The organism is Martinezella rhizogenes (assembly GCF_000799715.1).
Lineage (GTDB): Bacteria > Pseudomonadota > Alphaproteobacteria > Rhizobiales > Rhizobiaceae > Rhizobium > Rhizobium rhizogenes_C.
In genome coordinates, this window is record NZ_JUHG01000020.1 from 224,363 (window position 1) to 242,807 (window position 18,445).

Sequence of the window (18,445 nt, forward strand, 5' to 3'; positions counted from 1 at the left end):
GATGGCCCTGCAAGCAGGCCCGAGCGGGAACCATGGCAAGGACGACTTTCCCTGGTGGTTGGTCGTCCTTATTCTCATCGGCATTGCCACTGCAATCGCCATCGTCACCAGCGGCCTCTACGCCCAAGTCTTTACGACCATTGTTCAGGGCATCGGCACCACCATCTTCGTCACGCTCGTCGCCTTCTCGCTGGCGATGGCACTCGGTCTTGGCATTGCGCTGCTGGGCATCTCCGACAGCGTGATCCTGCGCCAGATCGCCCGCTTCTATGTCGAGGTCATTCGCGGCATCCCGATCCTGGTGTTGCTGTCCTATATCGCCTTCGTCGGCGCCCCCGCCTTCGTCGCGCTCTATAACACCGTCACCTCTCCTCTCATCTCCGCCGGTTGGACCGAACCTCTCGTGGTGCGCGATGTGCCGTTGATGTGGCGGGCGATCGCGGCGCTGATGATCGCCTATGCCTCCTTCATCGCCGAGATTTTTCGCGCCGGCATCCAGTCTGTCGATCCCGGCCAGATCGAGGCGGCAAAGGCGCTCGGCCTGTCACGCTACCGGCGCTTCCGTCATGTCGTCGCGCCGCAGGCCTTTCGCGTCATCTTCCCGCCGCTCTCCAACGATTTCATTGCGATGGTGAAGGACAGTTCGCTGGTCTCGGTGCTCGGCGTCGCCGACATCACCCAGTTCGCCAAGATCTATTCGTCCGGCTCCTTCCGCTACTTTGAAAGTTACTCGATCCTCGCCTATATTTACCTGATCCTGACGATCGGCCTGTCGCTGGTACTGCGCAAGTTCGAGAAGCGGATGCGGGAACGGCATGTGCGCTGACGTGGAGCGTCATCACAATCCTCTACGGCCAAACGTCAGCATTGCCGAGACATCGGAAAATTGATATGAGCAACGCCATGACTAGGATCATGAGCAAAGACGGACAATTCGTCACGATTTTTGTGCTGCAGGACCACAAGCGCCTGCCGGCACGATTCTTTGCGATGATTTCGGGCGCGCTCAACAGCCGACTTCGCTGATCAAGCCCAAGGCCGGCGGTCCTGAGCCGTCAACCCCCATTTCGACCCCCGTTTCGACAATGCCAATATGGATCTGTAGCCATGAGCGCTCCACGTACCCTTTACGATAAAATCTGGGATGACCATCTCGTCGACAGCCAGGCCGACGGCACCTGTCTTCTCTACATCGACCGTCACCTCGTTCATGAAGTGACGTCGCCGCAGGCGTTCGAAGGCCTGCGCATGACCGGCCGCAAGGTCCGTGCCCCGGAAAAGACGCTTGCCGTCGTCGACCACAACGTTCCGACCTCGCCCGATCGCCATCTCGGCATCAAGAACGAGGAAAGTCGTATCCAGGTCGAGGCGCTCGCCACCAATGCCGCCGAATTCGGTGTCGAATATTATTCGGCAAGCGACAAGCGCCAGGGCATCGTTCACATCATCGGCCCGGAACAGGGCTTCACCCTGCCTGGCATGACCATCGTCTGCGGCGACAGCCACACCTCGACCCACGGCGCCTTCGGCTCGCTGGCGCATGGCATCGGCACGTCCGAAGTGGAACACGTTCTGGCGACCCAGACGCTGATCCAGAAGAAGGCGAAGAACATGCTGGTGCGCGTCGACGGCCAGCTGCCGGCCGGCGTCACCGCCAAGGACATCATCCTTGCCATCATCGGCGAAATCGGCACAGCCGGCGGCACCGGCTACGTCATCGAATATGCCGGTGAAGCCATCCGCGCGTTGTCGATGGAAGGCCGCATGACGATCTGCAACATGTCGATCGAAGGCGGCGCCCGCGCCGGCCTCATCGCCCCCGACGAAACCACCTTCGAATATATCAAGGGCAAGCCGCGCTCGCCGACGGGCGAAGCGCTTGAACAGGCGATCGCCTACTGGAAGACGCTGCAGACAGATGAAGGCGCTCACTACGACCGCGTCGTCGTACTCGACGCCGCCGCCCTGCCGCCGATCGTTTCCTGGGGCTCCTCGCCGGAAGACGTCGTCTCCATCCAGGGCATCGTTCCGAACCCGGACGAGATCCAGGACGAGAACAAGCGCACCTCCAAGTGGCGCGCGCTCGACTATATGGGCCTGAAGCCGGGCACGCCGATGACCGAGATCAACATCGACCGCGTCTTTATCGGCTCCTGCACCAACGGCCGCATCGAAGACCTGCGCGCCGTCGCAAAGGTCGTCGAAGGCAAGACTGTTGCCTCGACCGTCGATGCGATGATCGTTCCGGGCTCCGGTCTGGTCAAGGAGCAGGCGGAAGCCGAAGGCCTCGACAAGATCTTCAAGGCAGCCGGCTTTGACTGGCGCGAACCGGGCTGTTCGATGTGTCTTGCCATGAACGACGACCGCCTGAAGCCGGGCGAACGTTGCGCCTCGACCTCGAACCGTAACTTTGAAGGCCGCCAGGGCTTCAAGGGCCGCACCCATCTGGTCTCGCCGGCCATGGCAGCGGCAGCGGCAATCGCCGGCCACTTCGTCGATATCCGCGAATGGAACTGATCGGCTTCAGCTGATTGAATGCAAAAAGGCGGCCTCCGGGCCGCCTTTTTCGTTTGCCTTATGCCGCCCCTATTGCTTCGACGTGAGTGTCGAGGGTTCAGCGAGCGCTGGTCTCTCAGCCGACAGAGCCAGCTGCGCCCGCTGACTGAGCCAGACGCTGCCAAGCACGATGACGATACCGAATATCTGTATCGGGCTGAGCTGCTGGCCCAGTACCCACCAGCCGAGGATCACGGCGGTCGTCGGGCTGAGGAAGCCGAGCGGCGAGATGGCGGACGGCTCCAGCCGCGACAGGCCGCGAAACCAGAGAATATAGGTGAGTGCCGCGCCGATCAGGCCGAGATAGGCAAAGCCCAGAATATTGGCGCCCGTCAGATGCGGAAGCTGCGGCTCAAGCATCAGGGCGAAGGGCAGCAATAGCAGGCCGCCGGCCGTCAGCTGCCATGCGGTGAAGGTGAGTGGGGAGACAGGCGGCCGCCAGCGGCGGCTGAGCACCGTGCCCGCCGCCATGGAGAAAGCGCCGCCAATGCCCGCCAGGATGCCGATCGAATCGAGCGTTGCCTGCGGCGTCAAAATGAGGAGCGCGACACCGACAATACCGGCAATCGCCGCGACAACGGAAAGACCACGGATCGGCGAACCGAGCAGCAGGCGCGCGAGTACGATGACGATCAGCGGCTGGACCGCGCCGACGGTGGCCGCCACCCCGCCCGGCAGCCGATAGGCCGAGATGAACAGCATCCACCAGAAAATCGAGAAATTCAGCGCCCCAAGAACGAGCGACCTCACCCACCAGATGCCATGCGGCAACCGCCGCACGATGACAAGCAGCAGCAACCCCGCCGGCAAGGCACGCAGCATGGCGACCGTCAGCGGATAGCCGGCCGGCAGGAGTTCGGTCGTTACCAGATAGGTGCTCCCCCAGATCGCCGGCGCGATCGCGGTCAGCAGCAGGTCGGAATTGCGGGTCATGGCACGAGCCTTAAATTTATCTTGATCTCAAGATAACTGAAAATACCTTGACGTCAAGATAGTTCCGTGGCGATGTCTGCGCATGGATCGCATCGACAAAATTCTCGCTCAATGGCACCGGGAACGGCCCGACCTTGACGTCGCCCCGATGGGCCTGATCGGCCGCATCGGAAACCTTGCCCACCACCTTGGTCGCGAGATGGGCAAGACCTTTGCACAGTTTGATCTGAACAGGGCGAATTTCGACGTTCTGGCGACCCTGCGCCGCTCCGGCGCGCCTTACTCCCTCTCCCCCAACGACCTGATCGCCACCATGATGGTGACCTCCGGCACGATGACCAACCGCATCGATCAACTGGAAAAAGCCGGCCTCGTTGCCCGCAGCCCCAATCCCGATGACGGCCGGAGCTTTCTGGTGTCGTTGACCGAAAAAGGCTTTGCATTGATCGACGCTGCGGTGACTGCCCATGTCGAGACGCAGGCCCGGCTGGTGTCGAGCCTCACGGAAGAGGAGAAGGACGCCCTGAATAACTTGCTTGGAAAGTATTTAGCCGGCTTTGAAGCTTCGCTAGCAACTCCAGATCGATAGATGAAAAGCGGAAGGTGTCACTTCCGCTTGAATTCCAGACGATCAAACCACCGCTGTCAGCAGCCACCATCCTGACCAGATCCGTGCCGGATTCTAAACCTCTCGGCGGACGCGCTTCAGCGCATCGGTGACACTGATATCTCCGAGATAGCCGCCGGCCGACTGTGCCGACCTTCCGTCTTCCATGGCATGCGCGAACACCACGGCCGGATCGTCTTCAAGCTGCCGATAGAGCCGCGCCAGATTGGGATAGTCTTCGCGATCGACCACATCATGATAGTCGGTCCATCTGCCGATACCGATGAAATAGGCGTCGGCCAGGGTCTTATGGTCACCCAATAGCCATTGCTTGTCACCCAGCATCGCCTCGAGATCGGCATGCGCCTTGCGCACCTTGAAGCGGCCATAGTCTGTCAATGCCGCTTTTGCAGCCTCTTCGCCGCCATGTTCGTAGACATACCAAAGCGGGCCGAAGGAGGTAAAAAACGCGGTATTGAGAAAGGCCAGCATCCGGTTGAGCCTGTCGAATTCCGGTGTGCCCTGCGCAAATGCCAATCCGGTCTCGATGCCGCCGACACCCAGATGATTGAGAATGGCTATGCTCTCGGTCAGCACGGCGCCCTCGCCTGTGATCAAGGCGGGCGTTTCGCCGACGGGATTGATGAAGCGGTAGTCACCGCTCATGAAGTCATCCTTGACCATCTCGATGCGGGACAGTCGGTAGGGCTTGCCCAGCCATTCGAGCGCGACGATCGATCCGAAGGAGCATCCCGAAGGGACGCCGTAGAAAAGTACCGGTTCCATATTTCATCTCCTGTAGCGAGGCCAAACCTCGATATCGGAGATATGGATTTGTAGACTTTGATTGAGTAGGCTGGTAAATTCGAACCAAAAGTCTCTATTTATGGACATTGCTGATGGCGCTCAACCTCAATGATCTGCAGATCTTTGTTCAGGCAGTCGACAGTGGCGGCTTCGCTGCCGCGGCGCGGCGGTTGGGCATGCCGAAATCGACGATCAGCAAACGCGTCGCCGCGCTGGAGACCAATCTCGAGACACGTCTGCTGCACCGGACGTCTCGCAGCTTCATGCTCACCGATCCGGGACGCGACTTCTATGAACACGCGCTCGCGGCATTGATAGAGGCCGAAGCCGCCGAGAGCGCGGTGCGTCAGCGCCATGTGGAGCCCAGCGGCATCGTCAGGATCACGGCGTCGGTTCCCGCTGCCCAATTCTTCCTGGCCGATCATCTCCCTGCCCTTGCCGCGGCTTACCCGAAACTCACATTGCAGATCCATGCAACCGATCGTTTCGTCGATCTGGTTCAGGAAGGTTTCGATATTGCCGTGCGCAATCATTTTGCGCCGCTGCCGGATTCGGAGCTGCTGCAAAGACAGGTTTCGATGGACGATCTGATCCTGGTGGCGGCACCCGGCTATCTCGATAAACATGGACGTCCCGCCGATCCGCATGAGCTGAAAAATCACGACGGTTTGCTTGTCTCCCAAACGGCGAAGGCCTGGCGTCTCCAGCACGTCGATAAGGGCGCGATCAGCGTATCGCCGCGCTGCCGTTTCGTCGCCGATGAGACGCTGGTGCTGCTACGAGCGGCGGTCGCTGGCCTCGGCATCGCCTGTTTGCCGCAAGCCAGCTGCAAGACGGCAATGGATCTCGGACAGGTCATTCGCCTGCTGCCTGTTTGGACGGCGGGCACGGTCGCCACCTCGATCCTGACCACACACCGGCGCGGACAACTGCCGGGGGTTCGCGCCGTCGTCGAGTTTCTGGCAAAGGGATTGCAGGCCGAGCGGCCGGCGACGAACAACATGCTGGAAACCACTTCATGAAACGACGAAAGCCCGGAGCTGACGCCCCGGGCCTCTGAAAACAAACAGAAATCGAACCCTATGGCCCGTTCAGAACGTCGCCGTCAGCGGATCAGGGCCGATACGTCCGCCAGCCGAATCCAGCTTGGCAATCTCCGCCAGATCCTCGGCATCGAGCTTGAAGTCGAACACCTTGAGGTTTTCCTCGATACGGCTCGGGGTCACTGATTTCGGGATGACGATCAGGCCGTTGTCGATGTGCCAACGGATGATCACCTGGGCTGGCGTGCGGCCGTGCTTGGCGGCGACCTTGCCGATCACGGCGTTGGTCAAGAGCTTACCCTGGCCGAGCGGGCTCCAGGACTCCGTCTTGATGCCGAGCTTGTCATGCACCTCGCGCAGTGCCTTCTGCTGGAAGGTCGGATGCAGCTCGATCTGGTTCAGCACCGGCGTCACGCCGGTTTCGCCGATGATGCGGTCGAGATGCTCCTTGGCGAAGTTGGAAACGCCGATCGAGCGGGCACGGCCCTCTTCCTTGAGACGCAGGAAAGCCTTCCAGGTATCGGCGTAGCGGTCGCGGCGCGGCGCCGGCCAGTGGATGAGATAGAGATCGACATAGTCGGTGCCGAGCCGCTTCAGGCTCTCGTCGAAAGCCTTCAAGGTCGTATCGAACCCCTGGGCTTCGTTCCAGAGCTTGGTGGTGAGGAAGATGTCCTTGCGGGCGACGCCGGACTGGCGCATGCCCTCGCCGACGCCGTCTTCATTCTCATAGATGGCGGCGGTGTCGACATGACGATAGCCAGCCTTCAATGCGGTGCTGACGGCCGAGGGCGCGACGTTTTCCGGCGTCTGCCAGACACCGAGGCCGACCTGCGGAATGGAATTGCCGTCGTTGAAAGTGATTGTCGATTGATTGGTCACAATATCTCTCCAAAATGACTTGGGCGTGGATGGAGTGACGGCGCGAACGAACCCGAACGACAAGCCTGGGATTTCCCCGCGCACCGCAACCGATGCGCCCTCCGGAAACCTATATAAGGCGAGACTGCCCGATTATCACCCCGGCATGACCATCAAAGGACGCGAACTGTCGTGCCCTTCCGCAAAAAGCCGATGATGCGCCGCATGTCCCTGAGATCGACGGCGATACAGCCGGCGGTGGGCTCATAGCCGGGCTTGATCAGATGGAAGAAAATGGCCGAGCCCCGATGGCGCCGGCGCGAACCTATGTTCCAGTCGAGCACCAGGCAGATGTCATAGAGCCCGTCGTGCCGCCGCATCTCCTCATGGCTCGGTTTGAACGGCGCCTTGACGAGCCTATTGTAATTGGCGTCCTCCGGCTCGTCGCACCAGAGCATATCCTTGTGGATGCGCCGCATCGGCAAGGGGGTACGCAGGAAGCGGACATGATCGCCCCGCGTGAAGCCATAAAGCAGCTTCATGGACGCAATCGGCGTCGCCCCATCACCCTCGCGCTTCAGCGTGCTGCGCCCGGAACGGCCGATCGCCGCCCTGATCGTCAGCGGCCCGAACTGCACCAACGCACGCGTCGGCTTTCCCGGCGCGGGGCGAACGACGATTGCAGAAGCGGTCCGCCTACCGCCTACCCTTGTCTTTTCCAATTTTCTCACAAGTTTTTGCTTTGCGCGTGATTTGATTTGAAATCATAGCAGTTTCAACTGGACGACCAAGCCTGAGCCGCCTCCCGACTTGCTAAAAACGCAATTTGGCGTAGGACTTGGGAGGCAAACGAACGAGGACCGGAACGGCATGACCGCACGCACCATTCTACTGGTGGATGATGATAACGACCTGCGCGAAATGTTGGTCGAGCAATTGTCGCTTTACGAGGAATTCACGGTTCTGCAGGAAGTGAACGCCGGCAAGGGCGTACAGACCGCGCGCGCCACACCCGTGGATCTCCTGATCATGGATGTCGGCCTGCCCGATATGGATGGCCGCGAAGCCGTGAAGCTCCTGCGCAAGAACGGCTTCAAGTCGCCGATCATCATGCTGACCGGCCATGACACCGATTCCGACACCATCCTTGGCCTCGAAGCCGGCGCCAACGATTATGTCACCAAGCCGTTCCGCTTCGCCGTGCTGCTCGCCCGCATCCGCGCGCAGCTGCGTCAGCACGAACAGAGCGAGGACGCGACCTTCACCGTCGGCCGCTATCTCTTCAAGCCGAGCCAGAAACTCCTGACCACGGAAGACGGCCAGAAGATCCGCTTGACCGAGAAGGAAGCGGCAATCATCCGCTATCTCTATCGCGCCGACCAGAAGGTCGTCACCCGCGATATCCTTCTTGAAGAGGTCTGGGGCTATAATTCCGGCGTCACCACCCACACGCTCGAAACCCATGTCTACCGCCTGCGCCAGAAGATTGAGCGCGATCCCTCCAACGCTGAAATTCTGGTGACGGAAAACGGCGGCTACAAGATTATTCCATAGGCATTCAACATGGCGCTGACCGACGATATCCGCCTGCTGTCGCAACTGCCGCTGTTCCACGGCATGGGCGAAGAGCCGTTGCGGCTGATCGCCTTCGGCGCCGACCGTCGCCATGTCTCGCCGGGCCAGACCCTGTTTAGGGAGAAATCCCCGGCCGAATGCGCCTACGTCGTCGCCAAGGGCAGCTTCGAGCTCACCACCGTCGATGCCTCCGGACAGTCGAACGTCGAAGCCACGGTGCAGGCCGGCACCATGCTCTCCGAGCTGGCGCTGGTCACCCTCGTGGAGCGCAAATACACAGCCGTGGCGCTGGAGGAATCCGATGTCATGCGTATCACGCGGGCGCTGTTTCACCGGCTGATCGAGGAATATCCCGACGCCGGCCTGCTGATCCAGAATCGCATCCGAGAAAGTTTCGCTGCCCTCGCCAGGCAAACGGCAGCGCTGCTCGGGCGCTTTTCCTGAGACTCCGGCCTTGGCGGCTGCCGAGGCCGACCCTCGTGGTTCGAGGCTCCGGCCCCTTCGACAGGCTCAGGAGCCTGCGCACCTCACCATGAGGGCGGGGCGAGCTACATCCTTATCATCAGGGCCGATGGTCTCGCCCAGCCGCGAGATTCTCACCACCTCATCCTGAGGAGCGGAGGCCGAAGGCTGGAGCCTCGAAGGATCGAGGTGGCCCCAATGTCTCAAAGATTGAAATGCGCGGTCACCGGAACATGGTCGGATGGGCGATCCCAGCCGCGTGCGGCCTTCAGGATATCGATGCGCTGCAGCAGCGGGCCGAGGTCGGAGGACGACCAGATGTGGTCGAGGCGTCGGCCACGATCGGCCGCTTCCCAATCCTTGGCGCGGTAGCTCCACCATGTATAAAGCTTCTCGCTCTCCGGCACATTCTGGCGCATCAGATCGAGCCAGGCGCCGCGCTTCATGACCTCAAGCAGGCCATCGGTCTCGACCGGCGTATGGCTGACGATCTTCAGCAGCTGCTTGTGTGACCAGACGTCGTGCTCGAACGGCGCAATGTTGAGATCGCCGACGAGAATGGCGGACGTATTCTGCTCGGCATTGGCATGCAGGCGCTTCATCTCCTCGATGAAGTCGAGCTTGTGGCCGAACTTCGGATTGATCGTCCGGTCGGGCTCGTCGCCACCAGCCGGAACGTAGAAATTATGCACCCGCACGCGCCGACCGCCGCGCTCAAAGATCGCCGAGATATGCCGACTGTCACCGACATTGCAATAATCCTGCCGATGATCCTCGGTCAGCGGAAACCGCGAGGCGATGGCGACGCCATGATAGCCCTTCTGACCGTGGACGATGATGTGCTCATAGCCGAGCGCCCGCAGCGGCGCATAGGGAAAGAGCTCATTCGGAACCTTGGTTTCCTGCAGGCAGAGAATATCGGGCCGGGACTGCATCAGGAATTGCTCGACGATCGGCATGCGCAACCGCACCGAGTTGATGTTCCAGGTCGCTATCGAAAATCCCATGCCAAGCCCTTTCCTTAGAGCAATTCCAGGAAAAGTGCGCAGCGGTTTTCCGTCCGGGATTGCGTCAAAACAGACAGCTAGAGTAGTTCAGCGATTCCGTGAAACGCTCTAGTCAGGATAAGGCTTTAGACCGGCTTTGAGTGAAAGGAAAGCGCCATTCGGCGCTTCCCCTGTTGCCGAAGTCAGAGACGGCGATCAGCGCGTGTAGTCGATGCGGAAGACGCTGTCGTCGAACGAGACATTGGTCTTCACATTGTTGATGATGACATCGGTGGTCTTGCCCTGGGGGTCGATCACCGTCCACTGACGCAGGTCGTAGGTCTTGGAATCGAAGATCATCGCGATGGTCGAATCACCGAAGACGGTGCGGTTGCCGAGCGTGATCTTGGTGAGATCCGATTGCGCCTCGACATTGCGCACCATGTCGGCGGAAAGATCGATCTTGTTGGCAAGCAGCAGGCTCAGCGGCGTCTTCGACAGCTGATACATGTTCTTCGTCCGCGTCTGGTCGTTGATGACCTGGACGTTGTTGCCGTCGCAGATGACGCGCATGCGCGACGGCGGGTCGTAGTTGAAGCGCATCTTGCCGGGACGCTGGATGAAGAAGCTGCCACTCATCTGGTCGCCGCGCGGCCCGATCTGCAGGAAGCCGCCCTTCATGCTCTTGATCGACGAGAAGTGATCAGCGATCTGCTGCGCCACGCCGGGATTGAGGGACGCGGCCTGCGCCTGCGCGAAGACGGCGACAGGCGCCACGCTTGCCGCCCCCGCGGCCACGACAGCGCCAAGGAAATGGCGGCGGGTCAGGGTCACGCGGGACGAGGGCAGCGCATCGGTCTTTTTCATCGAATTCTCCTTCATGCTTTGTCCATGGCGCGCAAAATCGGCGTCTTCATGGCGCAGCGGCCCATGCTCGGTTGTGGGCCGCAATCAAATTTCCCTGAACATAGCCGGGATATACGACGGGAAAAGAGGCCCATGGCCTCAGCGATCCAGAATATCCGCCTTGGTAGGAACGAGAATTTCGCGCTTGCCGGCATGGTTGGCCGGGCCGATCACGCCTTCTTCCTCCATGCGCTCGATCAGCGAGGCGGCACGGTTGTAGCCGATGCCGAGGCGTCGCTGGATGTAGGAGGTCGAGGCCTTGCCGTCGCTAAGAACGATCGCAACCGCCTGATCGTAAGGGTCGTCCGAATCGGCAAGATTGGCCGTGCCCGCCGGGCCGTGACCGTCTTCGTCGTCCTCGTCGTCGGCGGTGATCGCCTCGAGATATTGCGGCGACCCTTGCGTCTTCAGATAGGAGACGATGTCCTCGACCTCGCCATCGGCGACGAACGGGCCGTGAACGCGCTGGATGCGCCCGCCACCTGCCATATAGAGCATGTCACCCATGCCGAGGAGCTGTTCGGCACCCTGCTCGCCAAGGATCGTGCGGCTGTCGATCTTCGAGGTCACCTGGAAGGAGATACGCGTCGGGAAGTTCGCCTTGATCGTGCCGGTGATGACGTCGACGGAGGGCCGCTGCGTCGCCATGATGACGTGGATGCCGGCGGCGCGCGCCATCTGCGCCAGGCGCTGCACCGCGCCTTCGATATCCTTGCCGGCGACCATCATCAGGTCGGCCATTTCGTCGATGATGACGACGATATAGGGCATGGGCTTCAGGTCGAATTCCTCGGTCTCATAGATCGCCTCGCCGGTCTGCCGGTCAAAACCGGTCTGGACGGTACGGCTGATCGCTTCGCCCTTGGCGACGGCCTGCTCGACGCGGGTGTTGAAGCCGTCGATGTTTCGCACGCCGATCTTCGACATCTTCTTGTAGCGCTCTTCCATCTCTCGGACGGTCCATTTCAGCGCGACGACGGCCTTCTTCGGATCGGTAACGACCGGGGAAAGCAGATGCGGGATGCCGTCATAGACGGACAGTTCCAGCATCTTCGGGTCGATCATGATCAGGCGGCATTGTTCCGGCGTCAGCCGGTAGAGCAGCGACAGGATCATCGTATTGATGGCAACGGATTTGCCCGAGCCGGTCGTGCCGGCGACGAGCAGATGCGGCATCTTGGCAAGATCGGCGATGACGGGCTCGCCGCCGATGGTTTTGCCAAGCGCCATGGCAAGCCTGGCCTTGGACGTCTCAAAATCACGGCTGGCGATAAGCTCGCGCAGATAGACGGTTTCGCGCGTGGAATTCGGCAATTCGATGCCGATGGCATTGCGGCCGGGAACGACGGCGACGCGAGCGGCAATCGCGCTCATCGAGCGGGCGATATCGTCGGCAAGGCCGATGACACGCGAGGATTTGATGCCGGGCGCCGGCTCCAGTTCGTAAAGCGTGACCACCGGGCCGGGACGGACGTGGATAATCTCGCCCTTGACGCCGAAGTCCTCAAGCACGCCTTCCAGCATGCGGGCATTCTGCTCCAGTGCATCGGAGGATAGCGTCGCATCCCGAACGATGGTCTTCGGCTCGGCAAGCAGGTGCACGGCGGGAAGCTGAAAGCCGTAGGAGCGGATGAAGGAGGTCTGTGCTTCGCGCTCTGCGCGCGCGCCGGGCTTCGGCCGCGGGGCGGCTGGAATGACACGCGGGCCGGCCTGGCCGCCCAGGCCCTTTGACGAAGCGGCGCGCAACGCCCACTCGTCTTCCTCGTCATCCGGCAGGATGCCCGCCGGACGTGGCGGATCGCGCTCGTAGGACGCATCATCATCCTCGTCGTCGTCGTCGCCCATGCTGATCGACGGCGGGGATACCACGCGGCGCGGGGTGGGGCCGCCATCGAGCGACGGCTCGACGCGCTCGCCCCGGACAACCGGCGCCTTGGCGCGCGCCGGCTCGTTCAGCGTGCCGAATTCGTCATCGTTAAAGTCGTAGGGCGCATCGAAGGCATGGTCGCGGCGCTTGCGCGGACCCATGCCGAACAGGCGCCGAAGGCGGGCCTGCGCATTGTACCAGGAATGCATGAGCGCACCGAAGGCCAGGAAGCCGCCGCGGTCGTCATCCTCATCATCCTCGCCGACACTGCGGGCGCGGCTCTGTGTTTCCTCGTAATCCTCTTCGCTCTCCTCGTCTTCCGGAAGACTGCGGCCGACCAGGCCGGCGGCAAACAGCATGAGCCAGGCAGCCGGGATGGCGAGAACCGTGCCGAACACGGCGGCGAAGACGCCGCTCGGATAGGTGCCGATGAAAAGGGCCGGGAAGCGCAGGAGAATATCACCGATGACGCCGCCGATACCATTGGGGATCGGCCAGGTCGGAGGGGCGGGGAAGCAGGCGATGGAACCGGCGGCAACGATGGAACCGCCGACCCAGGCACCGAGACGGGCCGGCAGACGATGGATCTTGCGGTTGGAAATCAGCGCGAAAGCCCAGGCAACGACCGGCAGCATCACCACGACGCAGGCAAGGCCGAGCGCCTGCATCAGGATGTCGGCGAAGGCGGCACCCGGAAAACCCAATATATTGGTCGGCGCGTTGCTCGTTGCATAGGAATAGCTGGGGTCCATGACGTTCCAGGTGGCGAGCGCAGCGACCGCGAGCGCCAGCAGGAACAGCAGCGCGAAGCCGATAAGACCCCTCACCTGCCGCCAAACCACCCCCGAAAGCGAGAAACGGTCGGGGGGACCGCCCAGCGCTGCCGAATTGCTTCTGCCCATGATATCCAGCCCGTTCGTTGTCGAAAGCACGCGCGAATCGGCGTCATGCCCACTCACCCAGTACGTCACCTCTACCTAATCAGAGGAGGGTTAATGGCATGTTAACCATGCATGCAGCGGCGGGCTTATCCGCAAATTTATGGCTGTGCGGCGAAGGCTGACCGGCACAAAAAAAGGCCCGAACCAAGGTCCGGGCCAAGAGCGACTTATTTTTGATGAAATAGGCCGCGACGGGAAGTTCAGCGGCGCCGGGATTTACCCGCCGCCGCAAGCTCTTGGATTAGGAGTTGTGGTAAGCAGCTTCGCCGTGGGACGCGAGGTCGAGACCTTCGCGTTCGGCTTCCGGCGCTACACGCAGGCCGATGATGATGTCCACGACCTTGTAGAGGATGGCCGAACCGATGCCGGACCACAGGATGGTGGTGACGACTGCGGTGAGCTGAACCATGAGCTGGCTGCTCATCGTGACGCCTTCAGCATAGCCGATGCCGCCGAGCGATGCGCTGGCGAAAATACCGGTCGCCAGAGCGCCGAAAATACCGCCGATGCAATGTACGCCGAAAACGTCAGCCGTGTCGTCGTAGCCGAACTTGTTCTTCACCACGGAGACGAAGAAGTAGCACAGCGGCGAAACGATCAGGCCCATGACGACCGCGCCCATCGGGCCGGCAATACCGGCGGCAGGCGTGATGGCAACGAGACCGGCAACCATGCCAGAAGCGCCGCCGAGCATGGAGGCTTTACCACGGGTGAAGGTTTCAACAACCGACCAGGAGATGATGGCGGCTGCCGTCGCGACGAAGGTATTGACGGTGGCGAGCATCGCGCCGCCGGAAGCTTCGAGGTTCGAACCGGCATTGAAGCCGAACCAGCCGACCCAGAGCATGGAAGCGCCGACCATGGTCAGCGTCATGGAATGCGGAGCCATCATGTCCTTGCCGAAACCGACGCGCTTGCCGACGAGGATGGCGCCGACAAGACCGGCGATACCGGCATTGATGTGAACGACCGTGCCGCCTGCGAAATCAAGCGCGCCCATCTTGAACAGCATGCCGTTGGAGTCCCAGACCATGTGCGCGATCGGGAAATAGACGAATGTCGCCCAGAGCGCGCAGAAGAGAACGGATGCGCCGAACTTGATGCGCTCGGCAAAGGCGCCGATGATCAGGGCAGGCGTGATGGCCGCGAAGGTCATCTGGAACAGCATGAAGATGAATTCCGGAATGACGACGCCCTTGGAGAAGGTTGCCGCCGTCGTCGATGTCGAGACACCGGACAGGAACATCTTGGCGGTGCCGCCCCAATACGGGCTGGTGCCGCCGCCGAAGGCGAAGGAATAGCCGTAGAATACCCAGAGAAGCATGACGACCGCGCCGATCATCGTGCACTGCATCAGTACGGACAGCATGTTCTTCGAACGAACGAGGCCGCCGTAGAACAGAGCAAGGCCCGGCACGAGCATGAAGAGGACGAGAATGGTGGAGATGAACATGAAGGCCGTGTCGCCCTTGTCCGGAACTGGCGCCGCGGCAGCAGCGGTCGTTGCGTCCTGCGCGAAAGCGATCGCCGGCGCAAGCAGGGCCGCAGAAAGCGTACCCACCCGTGCCAGAGTGGAGGAAAGCTTAGAAAACGTCATTGCAAATAACTCCCTGATCGGCCGTGTCTTACAGCGCTTCTGAATCGGTTTCGCCCGTACGGATGCGCACGGCATGGTCAATCGAAAACACAAAAATCTTGCCGTCGCCGATTTGGCCGGTCTTGGCGGACGATGCGATGGCCTCGACAGCCTTGTCGACGATTTCGGTTGCGACCGCGACCTCGATCTTCAATTTCGGCAGGAAGCTGACGGCATATTCCGTGCCGCGGTAGATTTCGGTATGCCCCTTCTGGCGCCCGTAACCCTTCACTTCGGTCACAGTCAGGCCCTGGATGCCGACAGCCGTGAGGGCCTCACGGACCTCATCGAGCTTGAACGGCTTGATAATGGCCATCACAATTTTCATCTGGTTTCCCATCCTTTGTTTACCCTCGGCACGGAGCCGACTCTCCTTGCCGCCGACATATTTCAGCAGCGACCGGAGATACACATTCAAAGGACGTGCCAGATTCGTGACACAATTATAACCCATTGATATATAAGGTAATTACTTTAGGAACCTAATAAAGCGGCAGTTCGCGGCGCAGTTGTCGCCCAAATAAAGTGCAATTTTATAATTTTGCACTTTATTTAATCATTTGCCTTTTTACGAATCAGCCCCTCCTGCGCCACCGACGCAATCAGGACACCATCCCGCGTAAAAAGACTGCCGCGGGTGAAGCCGCGCGCTCCCGAGGCGCTGGGGCTGTCCTGGCTATAGAGCAACCAGTCGTCGAGCTTGCACGGGTGGTGAAACCACATGGCATGGTCGAGGCTCGCGACCTGCAGGCGCGGATCGAACACCGAGGTTCCATGCACATGCAATGCCGCGTCGAGCAGCGTCATGTCCGAGAGATAGGCGAGCACCGCATTCTGATAGAGTCGGTCATCCGGCACCGGTCCGGTCAGGCGCACCCAGATATCCTGCCGTTGGCTCGGCCGCGAGCGGGAAAAATAATCCTCTATGGAGACGGGCCGGATTTCGATCGCGCGCTTACGCTCCCAATAGCGGCGCACAGTCTCCGGCGCGTTGGCGATAAAACGCTCCTTGATCTGCTCTTCGTCCATCAGTTCTTCCGGAGCCGGCACCTTCGGCATTTCGCTCTGATGTTCGAAACCGGGCTCGTCGATCTGGAAGGAGGCCGTCAGCGCGAAGATCGCCTTGCCATGCTGGATCGCCAGCACGCGGCGCGTGTTGAAGCTCGAGCCGTCGCGCAGCCGGTCGACCTGATAAAGGATAGGGACGGCGGGATCGCCGGGAAGCATGAAATAGGCATGCAGGGAATGGGCAAAACGGTCGTCCGCCACCGTCCGCTGCGCCGCCATCAGCGCCTGGCCGATGACCTGGCCGCCGAAGACACGCTGCCAGCCGACCTGCGGGCTGTTGCCGCGAAACAGGTTCATCTCGATCGTTTCCAGATCCAGCGTCGCGAGCATGACTTGCATGGCGGTCGGTTTCTCGTTCTCACGCGACATTTTGAATGAACTCCAACGGTAGGAACCACGAACGGGATGTTCTATATAGAACAGGACGTGAGAGTAGGACACAGGGAAGCGCTATGTTGGACATGCTGGTAGTGGGTGGCGGTTATGTGGGTCTGGCCGCCGCAGTCGCCGTCAAGCAGGCAGCCCCCCATCTCGACGTCATGGTCGTCGAGGCAGCCTCTGAAGCCGCCTGGAAGAAGGACACCCGCGCCTCGGCGATCATCGCCGCCGCCTCGAAGATGCTGGAGGTCTTCGGTGTCTGGGACGAGATCGAACCGGAAGCACAGCCGATTACCCGCATGATCGTCACCGATTCGCGCACCAGCGATCCCGTGCGCCCGGTGTTCCTCACTTTCGACGGCGAAGTGACGGAAGGTCAGCCCTTCGCACACATGATCCCGAATGTCGCCATGGTCGGCGCCCTGCGCGGCGCCTGCGAGCGCCTCGGCATCACGATCCGCCACGGCGTCAGCGCAACGGACTTCAAGACGGAAGACGCCGGTGTGACGCTGACACTCTCGGACGGCAGCGTGCTGGAAACGCGGCTGCTGGTCGCCTGCGACGGCGTGCGCTCGAAACTGCGCGACATGGCCGGCATCAAGACGGTGAACTGGAACTACGGCCAGTCCGGCATCGTCGTCACCGTTGAGCACGAACGACCGCACAATGGCTGCGCGGAAGAACATTTCCTGCCCTCCGGCCCCTTCGCCATCCTGCCCTTGAAGAACAACCGTTCCTCGCTCGTCTGGACCGAGCGCACCGCCGACGCCGACCGGCTGGTCGCCTCCGACGACCTGCTGTTCGAGGAGGAACTGGAGCGCCGCTTCGGCCACAAGCTCGGCGCACTGCGCACGGTCGGCGACCGCCGCGCCTTCCCGCTCGGCCTGACCCTTGCCCGCGCCTTCGTCGCGCCGCGCTTCGCGCTCGCCGGCGACGCGGCCCATGGCATCCATCCGATCTCCGGCCAGGGCCTCAATCTCGGCTTCAAGGATGTGGCGGCTCTCGCTGAGACCCTGGTCGAAGCCGACCGGCTCGGCCTCGATATCGGCTCGATCAACATTCTCGAGCGCTACCAGACCTGGCGGCGCTTCGACACCTTCCGCATGGGGGTCACCACCGATGTGCTGAACCGGCTGTTTTCCAACGACATCACCCCCGTGCGCGTCGCCCGCGATTTCGGCCTCGGCCTCGTCGATCGCCTGCCGAAGCTGAAATCCTTCTTCATCAGCCAGGCCGCCGGCACGGAAGCCAAGGACAATCCGCGGCTGCTGGCGGGCGAGGCGATCTGAACGGTTAGAGCCGAAGAAGAGCATGCTTCTGTAGGAACACGCCGCCAATCGACTCGACGATCGCTCAACCGTTTCTGGCTTTCCGACCACGCGCGCTCGGTTTTGCCGGAACGCTCTTTCCATGCTCGCTCCACCAGGCAGTCAGCGCTTCCATCGTAGGGCCGAGTCCCCGTGCCTTCTGCGTGATCTCATATTCGACGCGTGGAGGAACTTCCGCAAAGACCGTGCGCGACACAAGTCCGTCCGCTTCGAGCTCGCGAAGCTGTGCCGTCAGCATGTGTTGAGTGATGCCGGGAATAGCCTTTCGCAGCTCTCCAAACCTGTACATCCGCTGATTGAGCAGCCACATGATTTCGAGCTTCCACTTGCCGGAAAGCAGAGCGAAGGCGCGCCGCATTTCCTCATGCATATTGACTTCTTCATCGGCCATAGTCTGCTTTTCCATACTAACAGCAAGTAATTCATCCTACTTGCAAATATCGATCTTAGACGACATTTTCCATTCATGCACCAAGGAGAGCTGTAAAAAGCCT

Annotated in this window: 19 protein-coding genes; 8 read left to right on the forward strand and 11 right to left on the reverse strand. The window is 61.1% G+C overall.

What is annotated here, in order from left to right; genetic code table 11:
- Window position 1: 1 nt before the first annotated feature.
- From EX00_RS30355 to leuC, 3 genes are all read left to right on the forward strand, one after another.
- Complete coding sequence (locus EX00_RS30355) at window positions 2–826, forward strand: amino acid ABC transporter permease (protein WP_047466247.1); 825 nt, start codon at window positions 2–4, stop codon at window positions 824–826.
- Between the two features lie 65 nt (window positions 827–891).
- A complete protein-coding gene (locus tag EX00_RS32185; RefSeq protein ID WP_007693803.1) occupies window positions 892–1,026 on the forward strand; it encodes a hypothetical protein in 135 nt (44 codons plus the stop codon).
- Between the two features lie 81 nt (window positions 1,027–1,107).
- Window positions 1,108–2,517 (forward strand): 3-isopropylmalate dehydratase large subunit, encoded by a 1,410-nt coding sequence (gene leuC / locus EX00_RS30360; RefSeq protein WP_047466250.1) that lies wholly within the window; start codon window positions 1,108–1,110, stop codon window positions 2,515–2,517.
- Between the two features lie 69 nt (window positions 2,518–2,586).
- Here leuC and EX00_RS30365 read toward each other — a convergent pair whose 3' ends face one another.
- On the reverse strand, window positions 2,587–3,489 hold the full coding sequence (locus EX00_RS30365; protein ID WP_047466252.1) for an EamA family transporter: 903 nt from the start codon (window positions 3,487–3,489) through the stop codon (window positions 2,587–2,589).
- An 82-nt stretch (window positions 3,490–3,571) separates the two neighbouring features.
- Between EX00_RS30365 and EX00_RS30370 the strand changes: the two genes are divergently transcribed.
- The gene (locus tag EX00_RS30370) at window positions 3,572–4,078 is read left to right on the forward strand and encodes a MarR family winged helix-turn-helix transcriptional regulator (RefSeq protein WP_047466254.1); all 507 of its coding nucleotides are present in this window, start codon (window positions 3,572–3,574) and stop codon (window positions 4,076–4,078) included.
- Window positions 4,079–4,171: 93 nt separating this feature from the next.
- Here the strand turns inward: EX00_RS30370 and EX00_RS30375 are convergent, their stop codons facing one another.
- Entirely contained in the window at window positions 4,172–4,882 is a 711-nt protein-coding gene (locus tag EX00_RS30375) for a glutathione S-transferase family protein (protein ID WP_047466256.1), read from the reverse strand.
- 113 nt (window positions 4,883–4,995) lie between these two features.
- Here EX00_RS30375 and EX00_RS30380 point away from each other — a divergent pair, with 113 nt between their 5' ends.
- A complete protein-coding gene (locus EX00_RS30380) occupies window positions 4,996–5,925 on the forward strand; it encodes a LysR family transcriptional regulator (protein WP_047466258.1) in 930 nt (309 codons plus the stop codon).
- A 69-nt stretch (window positions 5,926–5,994) separates the two neighbouring features.
- Here EX00_RS30380 and EX00_RS30385 read toward each other — a convergent pair whose 3' ends face one another.
- Complete coding sequence (locus EX00_RS30385) at window positions 5,995–6,825, reverse strand: aldo/keto reductase (protein ID WP_047466261.1); 831 nt, start codon at window positions 6,823–6,825, stop codon at window positions 5,995–5,997.
- Between the two features lie 152 nt (window positions 6,826–6,977).
- A complete protein-coding gene (locus tag EX00_RS30390; protein ID WP_047466262.1) occupies window positions 6,978–7,526 on the reverse strand; it encodes a L,D-transpeptidase family protein in 549 nt (182 codons plus the stop codon).
- A 148-nt stretch (window positions 7,527–7,674) separates the two neighbouring features.
- On the opposite strand from EX00_RS30390, the gene EX00_RS30395 reads away from it, so the two are divergent.
- Together EX00_RS30395 and EX00_RS30400 are read left to right on the forward strand one after the other, a co-directional pair.
- Entirely contained in the window at window positions 7,675–8,358 is a 684-nt protein-coding gene (locus tag EX00_RS30395; RefSeq protein WP_047466265.1) for a response regulator transcription factor, read from the forward strand.
- Window positions 8,359–8,367: 9 nt separating this feature from the next.
- Window positions 8,368–8,823, forward strand: a complete 456-nt coding sequence (locus tag EX00_RS30400; RefSeq protein WP_047466268.1) for a cyclic nucleotide-binding domain-containing protein — start codon at window positions 8,368–8,370, stop codon at window positions 8,821–8,823.
- A 221-nt stretch (window positions 8,824–9,044) separates the two neighbouring features.
- On the opposite strand, the gene EX00_RS30405 is transcribed toward EX00_RS30400, so the two are convergent.
- From EX00_RS30405 to tesB, 6 genes are all read right to left on the reverse strand, one after another.
- Window positions 9,045–9,848 carry an exodeoxyribonuclease III gene (locus EX00_RS30405; RefSeq protein WP_047466271.1) on the reverse strand — a complete coding sequence of 268 codons (804 nt, stop codon included), beginning with the start codon at window positions 9,846–9,848 and terminating at the stop codon, window positions 9,045–9,047.
- A gap of 195 nt (window positions 9,849–10,043) precedes the next feature.
- Window positions 10,044–10,694 carry an outer-membrane lipoprotein carrier protein LolA gene (locus tag EX00_RS30410; RefSeq protein ID WP_047466402.1) on the reverse strand — a complete coding sequence of 217 codons (651 nt, stop codon included), beginning with the start codon at window positions 10,692–10,694 and terminating at the stop codon, window positions 10,044–10,046.
- 138 nt (window positions 10,695–10,832) lie between these two features.
- The gene (locus EX00_RS30415) at window positions 10,833–13,502 is read right to left on the reverse strand and encodes an FtsK/SpoIIIE family DNA translocase (RefSeq protein ID WP_047466273.1); all 2,670 of its coding nucleotides are present in this window, start codon (window positions 13,500–13,502) and stop codon (window positions 10,833–10,835) included.
- A gap of 280 nt (window positions 13,503–13,782) precedes the next feature.
- Window positions 13,783–15,138, reverse strand: coding sequence for an ammonium transporter (locus EX00_RS30420; RefSeq protein WP_047466275.1), 1,356 nt, complete (start codon window positions 15,136–15,138; stop codon window positions 13,783–13,785).
- Between the two features lie 28 nt (window positions 15,139–15,166).
- Window positions 15,167–15,517 (reverse strand): P-II family nitrogen regulator, encoded by a 351-nt coding sequence (locus tag EX00_RS30425; RefSeq protein ID WP_012652738.1) that lies wholly within the window; start codon window positions 15,515–15,517, stop codon window positions 15,167–15,169.
- A 212-nt stretch (window positions 15,518–15,729) separates the two neighbouring features.
- Entirely contained in the window at window positions 15,730–16,614 is an 885-nt protein-coding gene (gene tesB / locus EX00_RS30430; RefSeq protein ID WP_047466278.1) for an acyl-CoA thioesterase II, read from the reverse strand.
- Between the two features lie 83 nt (window positions 16,615–16,697).
- Here tesB and EX00_RS30435 point away from each other — a divergent pair, with 83 nt between their 5' ends.
- Window positions 16,698–17,912, forward strand: a complete 1,215-nt coding sequence (locus tag EX00_RS30435) for a ubiquinone biosynthesis hydroxylase (RefSeq protein ID WP_047466281.1) — start codon at window positions 16,698–16,700, stop codon at window positions 17,910–17,912.
- A gap of 64 nt (window positions 17,913–17,976) precedes the next feature.
- Here EX00_RS30435 and EX00_RS30440 read toward each other — a convergent pair whose 3' ends face one another.
- Complete coding sequence (locus EX00_RS30440) at window positions 17,977–18,357, reverse strand: winged helix-turn-helix transcriptional regulator (protein ID WP_047466283.1); 381 nt, start codon at window positions 18,355–18,357, stop codon at window positions 17,977–17,979.
- Window positions 18,358–18,445: the final 88 nt, after the last annotated feature.